We start from the raw sequence: 20,324 nt of genomic DNA, 5'->3' as shown, positions 1-20,324 counted from the left end.
CGAACCTGCGATCGAGGCAAAACAGCAGGTCAGAACGGATTGTCAGTGCCATACCTCACGATGGGTCACATACGGCACTTCGTGACCGGACGTGCCGTCACACAGACGACAGGAGGTTCGTCATGGCCAGCTACCACGCAGCAGCCGCCCGTCGGCGCCGCGCCACCGGCCCTGCCCCCTCACTGACCGGCCCGGCGAGCGACGTGCACCCCGTGCTGCGCCGGGCCACGGCCCCGCCCGCCGCCCTCGACCTTCTCGCCCAGGCACGCGCCAGCCTCGACGAGGCCACCGCCCTGGAGACACCGAACGAGCGCTACGCCACCGCCCACCTCGCCGCCCTGCGCACCGCGGCCGCGGTGCTCGCCGCCCGGGGTCGCCCCGAGACCTCCCCCCGGGCCCGGGCCAAGATCCGCAGCGCCTGGGAAGTGCTCCCCGAGATCGCTCCGGAACTGGCCGACTGGAGCGCCCTGTTCGCCTCCGGCGCCCGGCGCCGCGCCCGCGCCGAGGCGGGCATCCAGGGCGCGGCCACCGGCCGGGACGCCGACGACCTCATACGGGACGTGGCGATGTTCCTGCGCCTCGTCGAGCGGATGCTGGTCCTCCAGCCGGTCCTGCCGCAGCCCCGCCCGGACCAGGACCGGCCGGAGCGCGGCCCGGGGAGGGGGATGCCGGACGCGGGGTGAGGGGGAGCGGGGTTCCGGCGGTCGAGGGCGTGGGGCGTCTGACCTCGGGCCGTCTCGGGACCGGGTCATCCGGACGCCGCCGCCGAGGCAATAGGGTGGGGGACGCCTGAAGTCTTCCCTCCCCGTGGCCGGGCCGGGGGAGACGCCCCGTTCGCGCCGCCGTGCAAGAGGCGGTGCCGCGCCGAGGAGTCAACTGCCGTGTCGGACCCGATGCGCCCCCGCGCCGCACTCCGTACCGCCGTGGTCTGGGAGGTCCTCCAGGACGCCCTGGACCGCCGGGTCAAGGCCACGGGTCGGGAGTCGCTGGACGTCCTCGACACCGGAGGCGGCAGCGGCAACTTCGCGGTGCCCGTCGCCCGCCTCGGCCACCGGGTCACCGTCGTCGACCCCAGCCCGAACGCGCTGTTCGCCCTGGAGCGCCGCGCCGCCGAGGCCGGTGTCGCCGACCGCGTCAAGGGCGTGCAGGGCGATGCCCACGGCCTGTTCGACGTCGCCGAGCGCGGTGGCTACGACGTGGTGCTGTGCCACGGCGTCCTGGAGTACGTGGACGACCCGGCCGAGGGTGTCCGCAACGTGGTGGCGGCCCTGCGCCCGGAGGGTGTCCTCAGCCTGCTCGCGGCCGGCCTCGGCGGTGCCGTGCTGGCCCGTGCCCTCGCCGGGCACTTCAAGGAGGCCCGGCAGGCGCTCGGCGACCCGAACGGACGATGGGGCACGGGTGACCCCGTGCCGCGCCGCTTCACCGCCGAGCAGCTCACCGGACTGGTCGAGGGCGCGGGCCTGCGCGTCGGGGCGGTGCACGGGGTGCGCGTCTTCGCCGACCTCGTGCCCGGGGTCCTCGTGGACACCGAGCCCGGGGCCCTTGACGCGCTGCTGAAGCTGGAGGAGGCCGCGGCCGAGCTTCCGGCCTTCCACTCGGTGGCCACGCAGCTGCATGTGCTCGGTGAGACCGGTGGGGCCGCCGAGAAGCGTGGGGCCGGCGAGACCGATGGGGTCGTCGAGAGCTGAGCCGCTTCCCGGGGCACCGCCACTGATCAGCGCCTTGGCTGCGCATGGAGTACGCCACAGGCCCCCCGAATGGGGGCGACGCGCCGTATGATCGAGGGAGACCGTCCGGCATGACGGGTCGGCCGCCGGGGAATGGAAGCCTCAGCGAGCCGGGCCGCCCATGGCGGGTTCCGGTTGGTCAATTGGCGCAGAGGGGCGGGTTTCACGGGGGCGATTCCCTGCCTATCCTGAAGAGACCCCCCGGGTCGCCCCGGCGACTGCACGATGAGGAGGACTCCGTGCCGCTCTCTGAGCACGAGCAGCGCATGCTCGAGCAGATGGAGCGAGCGCTGTACGCCGAAGATCCCAAGTTCGCGACAGCGCTTGAGGGAAGCGGGCTGCGCACGTACACCCGGCGACGGGTCTACCAGGCGGTCGCGGGCTTCCTCGTAGGTATCGCGCTCCTCATGGCCGGAATGGTCGCCAAGCAGGTCTGGCTCAGTGTCGTGGGCTTCCTCGTCATGCTGGGCTGTGCGGTGCTGGCCGTGACCGGCTGGCGCAAGGCCCCCAAGCCGGGTGAACAGGCGGCCGGCGTCGCCGGACACCAGGCCCGTCGTCAGGGCCGGCAGCGTCGCTCCGTGATGGACCGCATCGAGCAGCGCTGGCAGAAGCGCCGCGACGAGCAGGGCGGCCATTAGCCCTCCGGGCAGCCTCTCCACCTACGTGAACACGTACGTCAGGGGGTGACCACCGACTCGGTGGTCACCCCCTGACGCATGCGTACCCGGCTCACGGGGTCATGCGCGCGGGGCGTCTTCCGGCGCGGCCTGGTTCGCCCCGGCCGGCCCCGCCGGCGGCGGACTTCCGGAGAACAGCGCGGGGCCGCCGGTGCGCTCGCCCCGACGGCCCCGGCTGCTTCCGAAGCCCTCAGCCCCGCTGCCCCGACGCCCTGCGCCAGGTGGGCCGCAGTGCCATGGCGCGTTTCCGGACCCTCGTCCACCAGGCCGACGCCGCCCACACCACCCGCACGGTGGAGCGGGGAGCCAGCAGCGCCCGGAGCCTGGCCGGTCGTCCGGCGGCCGCGCCGAGCCCGGCCGCCACCCGGTGGACGTCGTCCGTGAGGCCCGCGACGGGGCGGGGGTGGGGTGCGTACAGGACCTGCTCCACCGCGTTCGCCACCCGGTGCACCGAGGCCGCGGCCGTGGCGTCGAGGTCGCCCAGCCGGACGATGCGGGCGGCCGCCGTGCGCGGGGTCCGGGACTCGTCCGGCGTGATGCCGTAGTCCCACGCCGTGTCGGTCAGCTCCTGCCAGACGGCCAGGGTGTACAGGGCCGCGTCCTGCTCGCCGCGGCCGTGTGCCCCCAGCCGCGCTGTGCGCGTCCGCAGCCGCCACAGCATCGGTGCCAGGGGGAGTGCCAGGACGGCGAGACCGGCGAGCGCCCACACCAGGTACGCGTACCACTTGGGTCCCTCGTCGTCCGTGGGCAGCGCCGCCTGGGGCGACGCGCTGCCGCAGTCGCCGTCCAGCTTCTTCTGCTCCTGCGTGCAGCTCTCGCTCGCCGAGGGCGCGGCGGACGGAGCGGTGGAGGCCGACTGGGAGGGGCGGGCCGGGTTCGGCACCGAGTCGTCCGGGCGGTCCGGCACGGTGTAGGCGGGGATCGAGCCGCGGGTCGGCGTGGGCTCGAAACGCGTCCAGCCCACGCCCTCGAAGTACAGCTCGGGCCAGGCGTGCGCGTCCCGCAGCCCCACCGACACCGAGCCGTCCGCCTGCGGGGTACCCGGCGCGAAGCCCACCGCCACCCGGGCCGGTATGCCCAGGGAGCGGGCCATCGCCGCCATCGAGAAGGAGAAGTGCACGCAGAAGCCCTGCTTGTCCTTCAGGAAGCGGGCGATCGCCTGCGAGCCGCTGCCGACCTGCACCTGCGTGTCGTACTGGAAGCCGCCCGTCACGGAGAACCAGTCCTGGAGCTTGACCGCCTGGTCGTACGGGTCCGAGGCGCCCGCGGTGACCTGGCGGGCGGTGCGGCCCACCACCGACGGCAGCGAGTCCGGCAGCTCGGTGAAGTCGCGCTCGATGTCCGTGGGCGGCGGTCCCGCCGAGGCCAGCTGCTCCGCCGTCGGCCGCACGTCCAGGCTCGTGACCCGGTAGGTCAGGCCGCGCGTGTTCTGCCCGTGGTCGCCGACCAGCGTCATGCCCACCGGCTCGTACCGCCAGTTGCCGCTGATGCGCACGCCGCTCGGCGGGTAGGGCATGGGCAGCCAGTCCTGGGCGTACCAGTCGGCCGCGGCGATCGTGGTGTCGACCTCCGCGCGCTTCACGTCCGGGCTGAGGCCTGTCGGGCTGGGGAAGGTGCCGTCGGGGACGGCGGTGATGGAGCGCCGGGAGGGCTTCCAGGTGGTGCCGTCGAAGTCGTCCAGGGACACGATCCGCAGATACAGGTCCGAGACGTCCGCCGAGTTGGTCCGCACGGACAGCACCTGCTGGTCCTCGTCCGCGTTCAGGCTGTCCCGCAACGACACCAGGGGGTTCACGGCGGAGATCGTGCCCCCGCCGCCCGCGCCGCCGCCCGCTCCCGCGCCCACGGAGTCCAGCAGGCCGCCGTTCATCGCGGGCAGGCCGAGCGGCACCACCAGGGCGATGCCCAGCGCCACCACGCCGATGCGCCGGCCGGTGCGGACCGGGGCGAGGGCACCGCTCGGCTCCCCGGCGGCGGTGGACGGGGCACCGCCGAAGACCCGGCCCCACTGCGAGAGCCGGTCCCGGCCCTCGGCCAGCAGCAGCATCAGATAGCCGGCCGCCGCCACCAGGAACCACAGCCAGTCCGTGTCCCCGTCGGAAAGCCCCGCGGCCACGGAGTACAGGGCGAGCAGGGGCAGCCCGGCCGGGGCGGCGCTGCGGAAGGTCACCGCGAGGGTGTCCACCAGCAGCCCGATGATCAGGACTCCGCCCACGAGCATCAGCCGGATGCCGTCGGACTCCAGGGGCGCCGGGATCGCGTACCGCGCGATGTCGTCCCCGCCCTGCTGGAGCAGGAGCGCGAAGCGGTCGAAGGCCCGGGGGCCCGGGATCAGCCCGGCCAGCGCCTGGCCACGGGCGAAGACGAAGGTCAGCAGCATCACGGTGACCACGGCCTGGGCCGCCACCGTCAGCGGCCGGGCCAACGGCACCCTGCGGGCGAGGGCGCCCACACCCGACTGGAGGGCCAGCAGGAAGGCCGCCTGCACGATCCAGGTGGCCGGCCTGACCAGGGGAAGCAGGGCGCACGCGGCCATCAGCGTGGCCGCCCACGCCCCCAGCGTCAGTCGTACCCGCCCGCTCATCACGGCCCCTCCCCGCCGCTCGCGGCGGCCAAGCCCCTGCGCTCCCGGTCGGCCTGCCTCCACAGCTCGTCCACCGAGGCGCCCCGCGGCACGGGCAGGGCCGTCCAGCCCGCCTCGCGCAGCATGCGCAGCCGGTCGCCGCTCCTGTCCAACGGGCCGGGCACGTCGCTCGGTTCCCGCACCCAGCTGTCGCTGTCCAGCACGAAGGCGACCGCACCCGGGCTGCGCTGCCGCATCCGGCCGAGCACGGCCGCCTGCTCCTCGTCCAGATCGCCGAGGAAGGCCACCAGCAGCCCCTCGTTGCCACCGCGCAGCACGTCGTAGGCCCGGGACAGGCCCGCGCCGTCGGAGTGGTCGATCACCGCGAGCGTGTCCATCATCAGCCCGGCCGCGTCCGCCGACTCCTGGCTCGCGCCCGCGAAGCCGTCCCCGCCCTCACCGGGCACCGCGTTGCCCGTGTCCGTCAGCAGCCGTACCGAGTAACCCCGTTCCAGCATGTGCACCAGCACGGACGCGGCGCCCGAGACGGCCCACTCGAAGGCCGAGTCCGGGCCGGCGCCCTCGTAGGCGATGCCCCGGGTGTCCAGCAGCACCGTGCAGCGGGCGCGCTGGGGCTGCTCCTCGCGGCGCACCATCAGCTCGCCGTAGCGGGCGGTGGAGCGCCAGTGCACTCGGCGCAGGTCGTCGCCGTAGCGGTAGCCGCGCGGGATCACGTCGTCCTCGCCGGCCAGCGCGAGCGAGCGCTGCCGCCCGTCGCCGTACCCCTTCGCCTCGCCGCTCAGGCGCACCGGCGCCAGCGGCTCCACGCGCGGGATCACGGTCAGGGTGTCGTGCGTCGAGAAGGACCGGGTCAGCTCGCACATGCCGAACGGGTCGCTCAGGCGCAGCTGGAGCGGGCCGAGCGGGTAGCGGCCGCGCAGGTCGGAGCGCACCCGGTAGGACACCTCGCGCCGGCCGCCCGCCTCCACCCGGTCCAGCACGAACCGGGGCCGGGGGCCGAGCACGTACGGCACCCGGTCCTGGAGCATCAGCAGACCCGTGGGCAGCCGCGAGACGTTGTCCATCCGCAGGTGCACCCGGGCCTCGCTGCCGGCGGGCACGCGCGCGGGGGAGAGCCGGCGGCTGCCCGCGACCCGGTAGCGCGTGCGGTACAGCACCGCCGCGCACACCAGCGGCAGCACCGCCAGCAGCAGACCCACGCGCAGCAGGTCGCTCTGTCCGAGCACGTACGAGCAGATCGCGGCCGCGACTCCGGCGGCCAGGAAGGAGCGTCCGCGGGTGGTCAGACCGGCCAGGGCGGTGCGGACGCCGCCCTTCTCGCCCCGGTCGGCTTCCGCGTACCCCGCCCCCGCGGTGGTCATCACAGCCTCCGCGGCGGCTGCTGGGGATACGCCGGCGCCGTACGGCCCAGGCCGCCGAAGCCGCTGTGCTGCTGCGGCGCCGCCGGTACGGGCGTGCGCTGAAGGATCTCCTCGACGACCTGCTCGGCGGTGCGCCGGTTGAGCTGGGCCTGGGCGGTGGGCAGCAGACGGTGGGCCAGGACGGCGACGGCGAGGGCCTGCACGTCGTCCGGCAGCGCGTACTCCCGGCCGCTGAGGGCCGCGGACGCCTTGGCCGCGCGCAGCAGGTGCAGCGTCGCGCGCGGGGAGGCGCCGAGTCTGAGGTCCGGGTGCGTGCGCGTGGCGCCGACCAGGTCGACCGCGTAGCGCCGTACCGGCTCCGCGACGTGCACACCGCGCACCGCCTCGATCAGCTTCAGGATCTCGTGCGCGTGGGCCACGGGCTGGAGATCCTCAAGCGGCGAGACGCCGCCGTGGACGTCCAGCATCTGCAGCTCGGCCTCCGCGCTGGGGTACCCCACCGACACGCGGGCCATGAAGCGGTCGCGCTGGGCCTCCGGCAGCGGGTAGGTGCCCTCCATCTCGACCGGGTTCTGCGTCGCCACCACCATGAAGGGGCTGGGCAGCTCGTAGGTCTTGCCGTCGATGGTGACCTGGCGCTCCTCCATGGACTCCAGGAGCGCGGACTGCGTCTTGGGCGAGGCGCGGTTGATCTCGTCGCCGATCACCACCTGCGCGAAGATCGCGCCCGGCTTGAACTCGAAGTCGCGGCGCTGCTGGTCCCAGATGGACACACCGGTGATGTCCGACGGCAGCAGGTCGGGCGTGAACTGGATGCGCCGCACCGAGCAGTCGATGGACCGCGCCAGTGCCTTGGCCAGCATCGTCTTGCCGACTCCGGGGACGTCCTCGATCAGCAGGTGTCCCTCGGCCAGCAGCACGGTCAGCGACAGCCGTACGACCTCGGGCTTGCCCTCGATCACGCCTTCCACCGACTCCCGCACGCGTTCCACCACGGCGGTCAGATCAGTGAGGCTCGCTCGATCGTCATAGGTCGTCACCCGGCCCTCCTCGGCCTTTCCCGCGCTCCAGGGGAGCTCGGGATACCCCATTTTCCCGGGCCGACGCCGCATGACGCGGGCCGGCCCACCCCAACCACGGACACCACGCGGGAATGGTTCCGCGCGACGTCACTCCCGCATTCTTGCTGCCGTTACCGATTCGTGTCACTCGACTGTGGACAACTGGCCGCGATATGTCGGTCTTACGATCATTCGAACACGTGACTGACAGGCTTTCGACAGCTGCAGCGGGTGGTCTCACGGGGCGGGCGGCCCACGGCTCCCGGGCCGGCGGGACGGGGTCAGGCGGCCGGGTCGACCTCCCGCAGCAGGCCGGTCTTCACGTCGAAGACGAATCCGCGCACGTCGTCGGTGTGCGGCACGAACGGCGAGGTGCGCACGCGCTGCATCGACTGCCGCACGTCCTGGTCGACGTCCCGGAAGGACTCCACGGCCCACGCCGGCCGCTGGCCGACCTCGGCCTCCAGCTCGTTGCGGAAGTCCTCGGTGAGGCTCTCCAGGCCGCAGCCCGTGTGGTGGATGAGCACCACGCTGCGCGTGCCCAGCTTGCGCTGGCTGATGGTGAGGGAGCGGATCACGTCGTCCGTGACGACGCCGCCCGCGTTGCGGATCGTGTGGCAGTCACCCAGCTCCAGGCCGAGCGCCGCGTGCAGGTCGAGACGGGCGTCCATGCAGGCCACGACGGCCACGTGCAGCACGGGCCGGGCGTCCATGCCCGGGTCGGTGAAGGCCTCGGCGTACCGGGTGTTGGCCTCGACGAGGCGGTCGGTGACCGTGCCGCCGCCCTTGATGGCGCTCTCCGAACCTGTGGGAACCGATGCAGAAGTCGTCATAGGTATGACGTTACTGGTCACACCCCATCCAAGCCTCCTGTGGAAGTGAACAAAGAATGCCGTCGAGTGGCGTGTGTGAGGTACCCCACAAGGGTGGTGTCCAGGGCTCCGCGCGAACGACGGCGACGCGCAGGCCGGTTGATTGACCGGGCGACACCGTGGACTAAAGTGACGCGAAGCGGGAGGCGAGACTCTCCCCGCTGGACTGATGTTCTTCCAGGACCCCGGCGAAGACCGGTGTCTCCCCGCGTGCGCGGCGCGTACGTACGGCTCGGCCTCCTCCCGCTCCCGGTCGGCTGACGCTTCCGGCGCCGGCAGGCCTCTTCCCCGAGCGGGCGGTGACCCGGCGGTGCGCAGGGCCGCGCCGGATCTGAGAGGGCCCCTTGAGCGAGAGTCGACACGTCCCGGTGATGCTCCAGCGGTGCCTGGACCTGCTGGCACCCGCCCTCCAGGGCCCGGACGCCGTGGTCGTCGACTGCACCCTCGGCCTCGGCGGCCACAGCGAGGCACTCCTGGAGCGGTTCCCCGGCGTCCGGCTCGTCGCCCTCGACCGCGACAAGGAGGCCCTGCGCCTGTCCGGCGAACGTCTCGCCCCGCACAGCGAGCGCGCCACCCTAGTCCACGCCGTCTACGACGAGCTGCCCGAGGTGCTCGACAGGCTCGGCATCGCGCGCGTGCAGGGCGTCCTGTTCGACCTGGGCGTGTCCTCCATGCAGCTCGACGAGGCCGACCGCGGCTTCGCCTACGCCCAGGACGCCCCCCTCGACATGCGCATGGACCAGACGACCGGCATGAGCGCCGCCGAGGTCCTCAACACCTACCCGCCGGGCGAACTGGTCCGCATCCTGCGGGCGTACGGCGAGGAGAAGCAGGCCAAGCGGATCGTGAGCGCGATCGTGCGCGAGCGGGACAAGGAGCCGTTCAGCAACAGCGCGCGCCTCGTCGAGCTGATCCGTGACGCCCTGCCGCAGGCCGCCAAGCGCACCGGCGGGAACCCCGCCAAGCGCACCTTCCAGGCCCTGCGCATCGAGGTCAACGGTGAGCTCTCCGTCCTGGAGCGGGCGATCCCCGCCGCGGTGAAGGCACTCGACGTGGGCGGACGGATCGCCGTGCTGTCGTACCACTCGCTGGAGGACCGGCTGGTCAAGCAGGTCTTCGCGGCGGGAGCGGCCACCACCGCGCCGCCCGGGCTGCCCGTCGTCCCCGAGCGCTACCAGCCGCGGCTCAAGCTGCTCACGCGCGGTGCCGAACTCCCCACGGAAGAGGAGATCGCCGAGAACCGGCGGGCGGCACCGGCGCGACTGCGCGGAGCCGAGCGCATCAGGGAGGACGTCGAGTGAGGCGTGTGCAGGCCGGACCGAGGGAGTGTGCGTGAGCGGCAAACCCGAACTGAAGGGGAGGGCCGCCCGGCTCGCGCGGCTCCTGCCGACCGGCCCCGGGCAGGCGGCCCGCACGCCCTTCGTCCTCCTGGTCGTCCTGCTCCTCGGCGGCGGTCTGATCTGCCTCCTGGTGCTGAACTCGGCCCTGAGCGAGGGCGCGTTCAAACTCGACGACCTCCAGCGCGGCACGAAGAACCTCACCGACGAGGAGCAGGCCCTCCAGCGGGACATCGACGCCTACTCCGCCCCCGAGGCCCTGCAGCGCCGCGCCCGCGAGCTCGGCATGGTGCCCGGCGGGGACCCCGCCTTCCTCGCTCCCGACGGCAGCGTCAAGGGTGTCCCCGGCGCCGCCCCCGGCGTCGGGCGGTCCTCCGCCTACACCCCCCTGGTCCTCGCCCCCGAGGCCATGACCGACGGCCCTCCTCCGACCCCCGGCAGGTGACGGAAGTGTCCGACAGGGAACCGCCACGCCGCCGGGTGCCCGGCCCCGCCAGGCCCGCCCGCCCCGACGCCCGGCGCCGTCCCGGCCCCGGTGCGCGTCCCGCCGCCCGGCGGCCGGGACAGGGCCGCCCGGGGGCGCCCAAGCCGCTGCGGCTCGGCAGCCCCCGCCCCCGCCTGCGGCTGGTCGGCCTCGCGCTGACCCTGGTCCTCACCGCTTTCGTCGTACGGCTGTTCCAGGTGCAGGCCGTCGACGCCAGCACCTACGCGGCCAAGGCCGAGCAGAACCGCTATGTCGGGCAGATCCTCGCCGCCGACCGGGGCGAGATCACCGACCGGTCCGGCGTGGCCCTCGCGACCAGCGAGGACGCCTACGACATCACCGCCGACCCCACGATGTTCGCCCCCGGCCAGCTGAAGATCGCCGACGGCCCCGAACAGGCGGCGGCACTCCTCGCGCCCATCCTCGGCCAGGAGCAGGACGCCCTGGTCCGGAAGCTGCGGCCGAAGAACCCGGCCCTGCGCTACGTCAAACTGGCCTCCCGCCAGACCCCGCAGGTCTGGAAGCAGATCAAGGACCTCAAGGCGGCGCTCGCCAAGAAGGCCGAGACGGACAAGTCCGCGCGCAACGTCCTCTCGGGCGTCTTCTCCGTCGCCACCAGCAAACGCGTGTACCCCAACGGCGACCTCGCCGCCGGGATACTGGGCTGGGTCAACGCCGAGGGCAAGCCCGGCGGCGGCATCGAACTCCAGCTGAACAAGCAGCTCGCCGGCAAGGACGGCAAGATCCGCTACGCCCAGTCCGGCGGCCGTCTCGTGCCCACCGCGGGCTCCACCGAGACACCCGCCGTCCCCGGCAGCGACGTCGAGCTCACCATCGACCGCGACATCCAGTGGGCCGCCCAGAACGCCATCAGCGACCAGGTGAAGGAGTCCGCGGCCGACCGCGGCTACGTCATCGTCCAGGACACCCGCACCGGGCAGATCCTGGCCATGGCCAACTCGCCCGGCTTCGACCCGAACGACCTCTCCGACGCCGACCCGGCCGCCCTGGGCAACGCCGCCCTCCAGGACGCCTTCGAGCCCGGCTCCACCGCCAAGGTCATGTCGATGGCGGCCGTCCTCCAGCAGAACGTCGCCACACCCGGGACCCACGTCGTCGTGCCCAACCGGCTGCACCGCGGCGACCGGCTCTTCAAGGACGACATCGACCACCCGACCTGGTACCTCACGCTCAACGGCGTCCTCGCCAAGTCCAGCAACATCGGCACCATCCTCGCCACCGGGCAGCTCGGAAAGACCCAGGCCCAGGCCAACAAGGTCCTCTACGACTACCTGCGCAAGTTCGGCCTCGGCAGCTACACCGGGCTCGGCTTCCCCGGCGAGACCAAGGGCATCCTCGCCCCGCCCGACAAGTGGTCGACCTCGCAGCAGTACACGATCCCTTTCGGCCAGGGCGTCTCCCTCAACGCCATGCAGGCGGCCTCCGTGTACTCGACCATCGCCAACGGCGGCGTCCGCGTCGAACCCACCCTCGTGCGCGGCACCAAGGGCCCCGACGGACGCTTCACCCCGGCCCCCAAGCCCGCGAAGAACCGGGTCGTCAGCGCCAAGACCGCGAAGACCCTCGCCCAGATGCTGGAGTCCGTCGTGGACGACGAGGAGGGCACCGGCACCAAGGCGCGCATCCCCGGGTACCGCGTCGCGGGCAAGACGGGCACCGCCAACCGCGTGGATCCGGCCACCGGCAAGTACCACGGCTACACCTCGTCGTTCGCCGGGTTCGCACCCGCCGACAAGCCGCGCATCACCGTCTACTGCGCCATCCAGAACGCCACCCAGGGCAGCTACTTCGGCGGGCAGATCTGCGGACCCGTCTACAAGAAGGTCATGGAGTTCGCACTGAAGTCCCTCCAGGTCCCGCCGACCGGCGCCAAGCCCGCGAAGCTGCCCGTCTCCTTCAAGCAGTGACCAGCGCCGACCCGGCCTGTTCAGCACCCAGCCCCACCGAGCCACCAGGACCGTCTCCGTGACAACGATCACCCCCGAGCCCGGGAACCAGAGCAGCGCAGGCCCCTCACTTCGCCCGGAGGCGGGTACGCCCGGTACGCTCACCGCCGTGCCACACGCTGATCAGTCCCAAACCACCCAGAAGGGCCATCCCGTGACATACCCCGGGCCGCCCAGGCCGGTGCAGGTCTCCGCCACACCCCTCGCGGAACTCGCCGGCCAGCTGGGTGCTTCCGCGCCGCAGAGCACCGCCGAGGTCACGGGCATCACCCACGACTCACGCGCCGTGCGTCCCGGCGACCTGTACGCCGCCCTGCCGGGTGCCCGGCTGCACGGCGCCGACTTCGTCAACCAGGCCGCGGGCCTGGGCGCCGCCGCCGTGCTGACCGACCCGACGGGCGCCGAGCGCGCCGCCGCGTCCGGACTGCCGGTCCTGGTCGTCGACGACCCGCGCGGCCGGATGGGCGAACTGGCCGCCACGATCTACGGCCACCCCGGCCGGGACCTGCTCCAGATCGGCATCACCGGCACCTCCGGCAAGACCACCACCGCCTACCTCGTCGAGGGCGGCCTGAAGACGGTCAGGTCCACCGGCCTGATCGGCACGGTCGAGATGCGCATCGGCGACGAGCGCATCAAGTCCGAGCGCACCACCCCCGAAGCCACCGACCTCCAGGCCCTGTTCGCCGTCATGCGCGAACGCGGTGTGGACGCGGTCGCCATGGAGGTCTCCAGCCACGCCCTGGTCCTCGGCCGGGTCGACGGCTGCGTCTTCGACATCGGCGTCTTCACCAACCTCAGCCCGGAACACATGGAGTTCCACTCCGACATGGAGGACTACTTCCGGGCCAAGGCGCAGCTGTTCACGCCGGAACGCGGCAAACTCGGCGTGGTCAACGTCGACGACGAGTACGGCCGCAGGCTGGCGAAGGAAGCGACCGTCCCGGTCGTCACCTACTCCGCCGAGGGCCACCCGGACGCCGACTGGCGCGCCGAGGACGTCCAGGTGGGCCGGCTGGACTCGACGTTCACGGTCGTCGGCCCCAAGGGCGAGCGGATCGACGCCAAGTCGCCGCTGCCCGGGCCGTTCAACGTGGCCAACACCCTGGCCGCGATCGTCGCCCTCGCCGTCGCCGGTCTCGACCCGCAGGCCGCCGCCGACGGCGTCGCCGCCGTCCCGGGCGTCCCGGGCCGCCTGGAGCGCGTGGACGCCGGGCAGCCCTACCTCGCGGTCGTCGACTACGCGCACAAGACCGACGCCGTGGAGTCGGTGCTGCGCGCCCTGCGCAAGGTCACCGAGGGCCGGCTGCACATCGTCCTCGGCTGCGGCGGCGACCGGGACAGGACCAAGCGCGAGCCGATGGGCGCCGCCGCGGCACGGCTGGCCGACACGGCCGTGCTGACCTCCGACAACCCCCGCGGTGAGGACCCCCTCGCGATCCTCGCCACGATGCTCCAGGGCGCGGCGTCCGTGCCGGCGCACGAGCGCGGCGAGGTGCAGGTCTTCGAGGACCGGGCCGCCGCGATCGCCGCCGCCGTCGCCCGTGCGGAGCCCGGCGACACCGTGCTGGTCGCGGGCAAGGGCCACGAGCAGGGCCAGGACATCGCCGGGGTGGTCCGTCCCTTCGACGACCGCCAGGTGCTCCGCGAAGCCATCCAGAAGACCCAGGGATGAAAATCCAGAAGACCCAGGGGATGAACTTGTGATCGCCCTCTCCCTCGCCGAGATCGCAGAAGTCGTCGGCGGGCAGACGCACGACATACCGGATCCGTCCGTCCAGGTCACCGGCCCGGTCGTCCGGGACTCCCGGGAGGCGGTGCCCGGCAGCCTCTTCGTCGCCTTCGCCGGCGAGCGCGTGGACGGCCACGACTTCGCGGCGGCGGTCGTCGAGGCCGGCGCGGCGGCCGTGCTCGGCACCCGGCCGGTCGGCGTGCCCGCGATCGTCGTGGACGACGTCCAGAGCGCCCTCGGCGCCCTCGCCACGCACGTCGTACGCCGTCTCGGCGCCACCCTCGTCGCCCTCACCGGCTCGGCGGGCAAGACCAGCACCAAGGACCTCATCGCCCAGGTGCTCCAGCGCAAGGCGCCGACGGTGTTCACGCCCGGCTCGCTCAACAACGAGATCGGGCTGCCGCTGACCGCGCTCAGCGCCACCGAGGAGACGAGGTTCCTCGTCCTGGAGATGGGTGCCCGCGGCATCGGGCACATCCGCCATCTCACGGAACTGACCCCGCCGAAGATCGGCCTCGTGCTCAACGTCGGATCCGCCCACATCGGCGAGTTCGGCGGCCGCGAGCAGATCGCCCAGGCCAAGGGCGAGCTGGTGGAGGCGCTGCCGTCCGAGGCCGACGGCGGCACCGCGATCCTCAACGCGGACGACCCCTACGTCCGGGCCATGGCCTCCCGTACGAAGGCGAAGGTGCTCTTTTTCGGAGAGTCCGGCGAAGCGGACGTGTCCGCCGAGAACGTGCGACTCACGGACACCGGACAGCCCTCGTTCAGGCTTCACACACCCTCCGGTGCAAGCGATGTGACCATGCGCCTGTACGGTGAGCACCACGTGTCGAACGCGCTCGCCGCGGCCGCCGTCGCCCACGAGTTGGGCATGTCCGCAGACGAGATCGCCCTCGCGCTCTCCGAGGCGGGCTCCCTCTCCCGCTGGCGGATGGAGGTCACCGAGCGCCCGGACGGCGTGACGGTCGTCAACGACGCCTACAACGCGAACCCCGAGTCCATGAAGGCGGCGCTGCGCGCGCTCGCGGCCATCGGCAAGGGGCGTCGTACGTGGGCGGTGCTCGGCAAGATGGCCGAGCTCGGGGACGAGGCTCTCGCCGAGCACGACGCGGTCGGACGGCTCGCCGTCCGGCTCAACGTCAGCAAGCTCGTCGCGGTCGGTGGCAGGGAAGCCGCCTGGCTGCAACTGGGCGCATATAACGAGGGTTCGTGGGGTGAGGAGTCGGTGCACGTGTCCGACGCACAGGCGGCGGTCGACCTGTTGCGCAGCGAGTTGCGCCCGGGGGACGTCGTGCTCGTGAAGGCGTCCCGTTCGGTCGGGCTCGAGAGCGTTGCCCAGGCGCTGCTCGAGACCGGTGCCGAGGGTGAGGTTTCCGCCCGATGATGAAGCAGATCCTGTTCGCAGGAGTCATTGGTCTGTTCCTCACGCTGGTCGGCACCCCGCTGCTGATCAAGCTGCTCGCGCGCAAGGGCTACGGCCAGTACATCCGCGACGACGGCCCGCGCGAGCACGCCAGCAAGCGCGGTACGCCGACCATGGGCGGCATCGCCTTCATCCTGGCCACGGTCGCCGCCTACTTCCTGGCCAAGGTGATCACGGGCTATCTGGACCCGGACGTCGACGCGGCGCCGACCTTCTCGGGCCTGCTGGTGCTCGGCCTGATGGTCGGCATGGGCCTGGTCGGCTTCCTCGACGACTACATCAAGATCGTCAAGCGGCGTTCGCTGGGCCTGCGCGCCAAGGCCAAGATGGCCGGCCAGCTGATCGTCGGCATCGGCTTCGCTGTGCTGTCGCTGCAGTTCGCGGACAACCGCGGCAACACCCCGGCCTCCACGAAGCTGTCGTTCATCACGGACTTCGGCTGGACGATCGGCCCCGTGCTGTTCGTGGTCTGGGCGCTGTTCATGATCCTGGCCATGTCCAACGGCGTGAACCTCACCGACGGTCTGGACGGTCTGGCCACCGGCGCCTCGGTGCTGGTCTTCGGCGCCTACACCTTCATCGGCGTCTGGCAGTTCCAGGAGTCCTGCGCCAACGCGCAGACCTTGACCAACCCCGGGGCCTGCTACGAGGTACGGGACCCCCTCGACCTCGCCGTGGTCGCCTCGGCGCTGATGGGCGCCTGCCTCGGGTTCCTGTGGTGGAACACCTCGCCGGCCAAGATCTTCATGGGTGACACCGGTTCGCTGGCGCTCGGCGGTGTGCTCGCCGGCCTCGCGATCTGCTCGCGCACCGAGCTGCTGATGGCCATCCTCGGTGGCCTCTTCGTCCTGATCACCATGTCCGTGGTGATCCAGGTCGGTTCCTTCCGCCTGACCGGAAAGCGTGTCTTCCGGATGGCGCCACTCCAGCACCACTTCGAACTCAAGGGCTGGTCCGAAGTGCTCGTCGTGGTCCGCTTCTGGATCATTCAGGGCATTTGTGTGATCGTCGGACTCGGCCTCTTCTACGCAGGATGGGCAGCGGACAAGTGACCTCCTCGGAGCCCTTCGACTTCCAGGGCAAGCACGTCACCGTCGCAGGACTCGGCGTCTCCGGCGTCCCGGCGGCCAAGGTGCTGCACGGCCTCGGCGCGACCGTCACGGTCGTCAACGACGGCGCCGACGAGCGCGCGCGGGCGCAGGCGGACGAACTGGAGGCGCTCGGCATCACCGTGCGCCTCGGTGACGGCGACACCCTGCCGGAGGGCACCGAGCTGATCGTCACGGCGCCGGGCTGGAAGCCGGACAAGCCGCTGTTCGCGGCCGCCGAGCAGGCGGGCGTCCCGGTCTGGGGCGACGTCGAACTGGCCTGGCGCCTGCGCGGACCCGGCGCCGCCGACTGGCTCGCCGTCACGGGCACCAACGGCAAGACGACGACCGTCCAGATGCTCGCGTCGATCCTCAAGGCGGCCGGTCTGCGCACCGCCGCCGTCGGCAACATCGGCGTCTCCCTGCTGGACGCGGTCCTCGGCGAGGAGCAGTACGACGTCCTGGCCGTGGAGCTCTCCAGCTACCAGCTGCACTGGGCGCCCTCCCTGCGCGCCCACTCCGCGGCCGTGCTGAACCTCGCCCCGGACCACCTCGACTGGCACGGCTCCATGGAGGCGTACGCCGCCGACAAGGGCCGTATCTACGAGGGCAATCGCGTCGCCTGCGTCTACAACGTGGCCGACGAGGCGACCGAGAACCTGGTACGCGAGGCCGACGTCGAGGAGGGCTGCCGTGCCATCGGCTTCACCCTCGGCACCCCGGGCCCGTCCCAACTCGGCGTGGTGGAAGGCATCCTGGTCGACCGCGCCTTCGTCGAGAACCGGCAGAAGAACGCCCAGGAGCTCGCCGAGGTCGCCGACGTCGACCCGCCGGCCCCGCACAACATCGCCAACGCCCTCGCGGCGGCGGCCCTCGCCCGCGCCTACGGCGTGCCCGCCAAGGCCGTACGGGACGGCCTGCGGGCCTTCACCCCGGACGCCCACCGCATCGCGCACGTCGCCGATGTGGACGGCGTCGCCTGGGTCGACGACTCCAAGGCGACCAACACCCATGCCGCGGAAGCCTCGTTGGCGGCCTACGAGTCGATCGTGTGGATCGCGGGCGGGCTCGCCAAGGGCGCGACCTTCGACGAACTGGTCGCCAAGTCGGCGAAGCGGCTGCGCGGTGCGGTGCTGATCGGCGCCGACCGCGCGCTCATCCGGGAAGCCCTGGCGCGACACGCCCCGCAGGTACCCGTCGTCGACCTCGACCGGACCGACACTGGGGCGATGCGCGCGGCGGTTCAGGAGGCGCGAAAGCTCGCTCAGCCGGGCGACACGGTGCTGCTGGCCCCGGCCTGTGCCTCCATGGACATGTTCGCCAACTACAACAAGCGCGGGGACGCTTTCGCGGACGCCGTTCGTGAGCTCGGCTCCGCCGACGGCTGACCCGGGTCCGCCTCGCCCGGCGGCGGCGCCGGGCGTACCTGGGAGGGACGCGTGACACGGAAGCGGCTGGTGCCCGAGCGGCCTGGGGGCGTGCACCGCGCCATGTCCCCCGCGAGCACGGCCGGGTGAGCGGCGATGCCCACCAGCCGCACCGGACGGCCCCCCATCCCCCGCCCCCCGAGGCGCCCCGCCGCACCACGACGCGTGCAGGAGAACGGCGTCCTGGGCCTCTACACCCGCGTGCGCAGGGGCTGGGACCGGCCCCTGACCGCCTACTACCTGATCCTGGGCGGCAGTGCGCTGATCACCGTGCTGGGACTGGTGATGGTCTACTCGGCCTCCCAGATCACCGCGCTGCAGATGTCGCTGCCCGGTTCGTACTTCTTCCGCAAGCAGTTGCTCGCGGCGGGCATCGGCACCGGTCTGCTGCTCGCCGCCTCGCGGATGCCGGTGAAGCTGCACCGGGCGCTCGCCTACCCCATCCTCGCGGGCGCCGTCTGTCTCATGGCCCTGGTGCAGGTCCCCGGGATAGGAGTGTCGGTCAACGGCAACCAGAACTGGATCGCCCTCGGCGGCTCCTTCCAGATCCAGCCCAGTGAGTTCGGCAAGCTGGCCCTCGTGCTGTGGGGCGCCGACCTGCTCGCCCGCAAGCAGGACAAGAGGCTGCTGAACCAGTGGAAGCACATGCTCGTGCCCCTGGTGCCGGCCGCGTTCATGCTGCTCGGTCTGATCATGATCGGCGGCGACATGGGCACCGCCATCATCCTCACGGCCATCCTGTTCGGCCTGCTCTGGCTGGCCGGCGCCCCCACCCGGCTGTTCGCGGGGGTGCTGTCGATCGCCGCCGTGCTCGGGCTGATCCTCATCAAGACCAGCCCCAACCGCATGGCCCGTCTGCAGTGCCTGGGCGCCACCGAACCCCAGTCGGGTCCCGTCGACTGCTGGCAGGCCGTGCACGGCATCTACGCCCTCGCCTCGGGCGGGATCTTCGGTTCCGGACTGGGTGCGAGTGTGGAGAAATGGGGGCAACTCCCCGAAGCCCACACCGACTTCATCTTCGCCGTCACCGGTGAGGAACTGGGCTTGGCGGGGACGCTGTCGGTGCTCGCCCTCTTCGCGGCTCTAGGCTATGCGGGTATCCGCGTGGCCGGACGCACGGAGGACCCCTTCGTCAGGTATGCCGCGGGAGGCGTGACCACCTGGATCACGGCCCAGGCCGTGATCAACATCGGTGCGGTGCTCGGTCTGCTGCCGATCGCCGGCGTCCCCCTCCCGCTGTTCTCCTACGGAGGATCCGCCCTGCTGCCGACCATGTTCGCCATCGGGCTGCTGATCGCCTTCGCGCGTGAGGACCCCGCTGCGCGGATGGCGCTTGCGATGCGGCAACCCCGCTTTGGTAGAAAGCGGGGGGCGGGGGGCACCGGTTCCGGTCGGAGTCCCCGGAGATGGAACACGATGCGACGGCGTGCCTCGGCGGCACGCTCGTCCGGAGAGCGGTGAATTTCGGTGCATGTCGTACTCGCCGGCGGAGGAACCGCGGGCCACATCGAGCCCGCGCTCGCCCTCGCGGACGCCCTGCGCAGGCAGGACCCGAGCGTGGGCATCACGGCCCTGGGCACGGAGCGCGGCCTCGAGACCCGTCTCGTACCCGAGCGCGGGTACGAACTCGCGCTGATCCCCGCCGTACCGTTGCCGCGCAAGCCCACCCCCGAGCTGATCACCGTCCCGGGCAGGCTGCGCGGCACCATCAAGGCGACCGAGCAGATCCTGGAGCGCACCAAGGCGGACGCCGTGGTCGGCTTCGGCGGCTACGTGGCCCTGCCCGGCTACCTCGCGGCCAAGCGCCTGGGCGTGCCGATCGTGATCCACGAGGCCAACGCCCGCCCGGGCCTGGCCAACAAGATCGGCTCGCGGTACGCCAGCCAGGTCGCCGTCTCCACGCCGGACAGCAAGCTGCGGGGCGCCCGCTACATCGGCATCCCGCTGCGCCGCTCCATCGCCACCCTGGACCGCGCCGCCGTACGCCCCGAGGCCCGGGCCGCGTTCGGGCTCGACCCGAACCTGCCCACGCTGCTGGTCACCGGTGGCTCGCAGGGCGCCCGGCGCCTGAACGAGGTCGTCCAGCAGGTCGCGCCCTGGCTCCAGCAGGCCGGCATCCAGATCCTGCACGCGGTCGGCCCGAAGAACGAACTGCCGCAGGTCCACCAGATGCCGGGGATGCCCCCCTACATCCCGGTAAGTTACCTGGACCGGATGGACCTCGCGTACGCCGCGGCCGACATGATGCTCTGCCGCGCGGGCGCGATGACCGTCGCCGAACTCTCCGCCGTCGGGCTCCCGGCCGCCTACGTCCCGCTGCCCATCGGCAACGGCGAACAGCGGCTCAACGCCCAGCCGGTGGTCAAGGCCGGCGGCGGACTGCTGGTCGACGACGCGGAACTGACCCCCGAGTGGGTCCAGCAGAACGTCCTGCCCGTGCTCGCCGACCCGCACCGGCTGTACCAGATGTCCCGCGCCGCCGCCGAGTTCGGCCGCCGGGACGCCGACGACCTGCTCGTCGGCATGGTGTACGAGGCGATCGCCGCCAGCCGTGCACACCGATAGGACTGTATGACGGAAG

At 72.3% G+C, this 20,324-nt stretch carries 16 protein-coding genes; 12 read left to right on the top strand and 4 right to left on the bottom strand.

The window, feature by feature from the left end; all coding sequences use genetic code 11:
• The first annotated feature begins 122 nt into the window (after positions 1 to 122).
• The 3 genes from AC0665_RS27260 to AC0665_RS27250 all read left to right on the top strand — a co-directional run bounded on the left by AC0665_RS27260 (position 123) and on the right by AC0665_RS27250 (position 2,365).
• Positions 123 to 683 (top strand): SAV_6107 family HEPN domain-containing protein, encoded by a 561-nt coding sequence (locus AC0665_RS27260; protein WP_363120060.1) that lies wholly within the window; start codon positions 123 to 125, stop codon positions 681 to 683.
• 198 nt (positions 684 to 881) lie between these two features.
• Positions 882 to 1,688, top strand: a complete 807-nt coding sequence (locus AC0665_RS27255) for a methyltransferase (RefSeq protein ID WP_468637374.1) — start codon at positions 882 to 884, stop codon at positions 1,686 to 1,688.
• A 278-nt stretch (positions 1,689 to 1,966) separates the two neighbouring features.
• A complete protein-coding gene (locus AC0665_RS27250) occupies positions 1,967 to 2,365 on the top strand; it encodes a DUF3040 domain-containing protein (protein ID WP_363120062.1) in 399 nt (132 codons plus the stop codon).
• A gap of 229 nt (positions 2,366 to 2,594) precedes the next feature.
• Here the strand turns inward: AC0665_RS27250 and AC0665_RS27245 are convergent, their stop codons facing one another.
• The 4 genes from AC0665_RS27245 to AC0665_RS27230 all read right to left on the bottom strand — a co-directional run bounded on the left by AC0665_RS27245 (position 2,595) and on the right by AC0665_RS27230 (position 8,243).
• On the bottom strand, positions 2,595 to 4,988 hold the full coding sequence (locus AC0665_RS27245; protein ID WP_478705960.1) for a transglutaminase TgpA family protein: 2,394 nt from the start codon (positions 4,986 to 4,988) through the stop codon (positions 2,595 to 2,597).
• Positions 4,988 to 6,349 carry a DUF58 domain-containing protein gene (locus AC0665_RS27240; protein ID WP_468411323.1) on the bottom strand — a complete coding sequence of 454 codons (1,362 nt, stop codon included), beginning with the start codon at positions 6,347 to 6,349 and terminating at the stop codon, positions 4,988 to 4,990. The genes AC0665_RS27245 and AC0665_RS27240 overlap by 1 nt, the downstream gene beginning before the upstream one ends.
• Positions 6,349 to 7,389, bottom strand: a complete 1,041-nt coding sequence (locus AC0665_RS27235) for an AAA family ATPase (RefSeq protein WP_478509900.1) — start codon at positions 7,387 to 7,389, stop codon at positions 6,349 to 6,351. The genes AC0665_RS27240 and AC0665_RS27235 overlap by 1 nt, the downstream gene beginning before the upstream one ends.
• A gap of 302 nt (positions 7,390 to 7,691) precedes the next feature.
• Complete coding sequence (locus tag AC0665_RS27230) at positions 7,692 to 8,243, bottom strand: carbonic anhydrase (RefSeq protein WP_366051249.1); 552 nt, start codon at positions 8,241 to 8,243, stop codon at positions 7,692 to 7,694.
• Positions 8,244 to 8,626: 383 nt separating this feature from the next.
• On the opposite strand from AC0665_RS27230, the gene rsmH reads away from it, so the two are divergent.
• From rsmH to murG, 9 genes are all read left to right on the top strand, one after another.
• Positions 8,627 to 9,583, top strand: a complete 957-nt coding sequence (gene rsmH / locus AC0665_RS27225; RefSeq protein WP_478705959.1) for a 16S rRNA (cytosine(1402)-N(4))-methyltransferase RsmH — start codon at positions 8,627 to 8,629, stop codon at positions 9,581 to 9,583.
• A gap of 31 nt (positions 9,584 to 9,614) precedes the next feature.
• Positions 9,615 to 10,064 carry a cell division protein FtsL gene (ftsL, locus tag AC0665_RS27220; RefSeq protein WP_468411317.1) on the top strand — a complete coding sequence of 150 codons (450 nt, stop codon included), beginning with the start codon at positions 9,615 to 9,617 and terminating at the stop codon, positions 10,062 to 10,064.
• A gap of 5 nt (positions 10,065 to 10,069) precedes the next feature.
• On the top strand, positions 10,070 to 12,031 hold the full coding sequence (locus AC0665_RS27215; RefSeq protein ID WP_478705958.1) for a peptidoglycan D,D-transpeptidase FtsI family protein: 1,962 nt from the start codon (positions 10,070 to 10,072) through the stop codon (positions 12,029 to 12,031).
• A 193-nt stretch (positions 12,032 to 12,224) separates the two neighbouring features.
• On the top strand, positions 12,225 to 13,745 hold the full coding sequence (locus tag AC0665_RS27210) for a UDP-N-acetylmuramoyl-L-alanyl-D-glutamate--2,6-diaminopimelate ligase (RefSeq protein WP_468411313.1): 1,521 nt from the start codon (positions 12,225 to 12,227) through the stop codon (positions 13,743 to 13,745).
• Positions 13,746 to 13,773: 28 nt separating this feature from the next.
• Positions 13,774 to 15,189, top strand: coding sequence for a UDP-N-acetylmuramoyl-tripeptide--D-alanyl-D-alanine ligase (locus AC0665_RS27205; protein ID WP_468411311.1), 1,416 nt, complete (start codon positions 13,774 to 13,776; stop codon positions 15,187 to 15,189).
• Positions 15,189 to 16,280 carry a phospho-N-acetylmuramoyl-pentapeptide-transferase gene (gene mraY / locus AC0665_RS27200; RefSeq protein ID WP_037670865.1) on the top strand — a complete coding sequence of 364 codons (1,092 nt, stop codon included), beginning with the start codon at positions 15,189 to 15,191 and terminating at the stop codon, positions 16,278 to 16,280. Before AC0665_RS27205 ends, mraY begins: the two co-directional genes overlap by 1 nt.
• A complete protein-coding gene (gene murD / locus AC0665_RS27195) occupies positions 16,262 to 17,704 on the top strand; it encodes a UDP-N-acetylmuramoyl-L-alanine--D-glutamate ligase (RefSeq protein WP_478705957.1) in 1,443 nt (480 codons plus the stop codon). The genes mraY and murD overlap by 19 nt, the downstream gene beginning before the upstream one ends.
• Positions 17,705 to 17,839: 135 nt before the next feature.
• Positions 17,840 to 19,204, top strand: coding sequence for a putative lipid II flippase FtsW (gene ftsW, locus AC0665_RS27190; protein ID WP_468411307.1), 1,365 nt, complete (start codon positions 17,840 to 17,842; stop codon positions 19,202 to 19,204).
• 6 nt (positions 19,205 to 19,210) lie between these two features.
• The gene (gene murG / locus AC0665_RS27185) at positions 19,211 to 20,308 is read left to right on the top strand and encodes an undecaprenyldiphospho-muramoylpentapeptide beta-N-acetylglucosaminyltransferase (RefSeq protein ID WP_030848223.1); all 1,098 of its coding nucleotides are present in this window, start codon (positions 19,211 to 19,213) and stop codon (positions 20,306 to 20,308) included.
• Positions 20,309 to 20,324: the final 16 nt, after the last annotated feature.

The organism is Streptomyces sp. NPDC043685 (assembly GCF_056436585.1).
This window is presented reverse-complemented; position numbering and strand designations above follow the sequence as displayed.

Bases quoted from the DNA above. Each gene is read 5' to 3' on its own strand.
- AC0665_RS27260 (WP_363120060.1), top strand. From the start codon at position 123: ATGGCCAGCTACCACGCAGCAGCCGCCCGTCGGCGCCGCGCCACCGGC.
- AC0665_RS27245 (WP_478705960.1), bottom strand. From the start codon at position 4,988: ATGAGCGGGCGGGTACGACTGACGCTGGGGGCGTGGGCGGCCACGCTG.
- AC0665_RS27240 (WP_468411323.1), bottom strand. From the start codon at position 6,349: ATGACCACCGCGGGGGCGGGGTACGCGGAAGCCGACCGGGGCGAGAAG.
- AC0665_RS27230 (WP_366051249.1), bottom strand. From the start codon at position 8,243: ATGACGACTTCTGCATCGGTTCCCACAGGTTCGGAGAGCGCCATCAAG.
- mraY (WP_037670865.1), top strand. From the start codon at position 15,189: ATGAAGCAGATCCTGTTCGCAGGAGTCATTGGTCTGTTCCTCACGCTG.
- murD (WP_478705957.1), top strand. From the start codon at position 16,262: ATGGGCAGCGGACAAGTGACCTCCTCGGAGCCCTTCGACTTCCAGGGC.
- ftsW (WP_468411307.1), top strand. From the start codon at position 17,840: ATGCCCACCAGCCGCACCGGACGGCCCCCCATCCCCCGCCCCCCGAGG.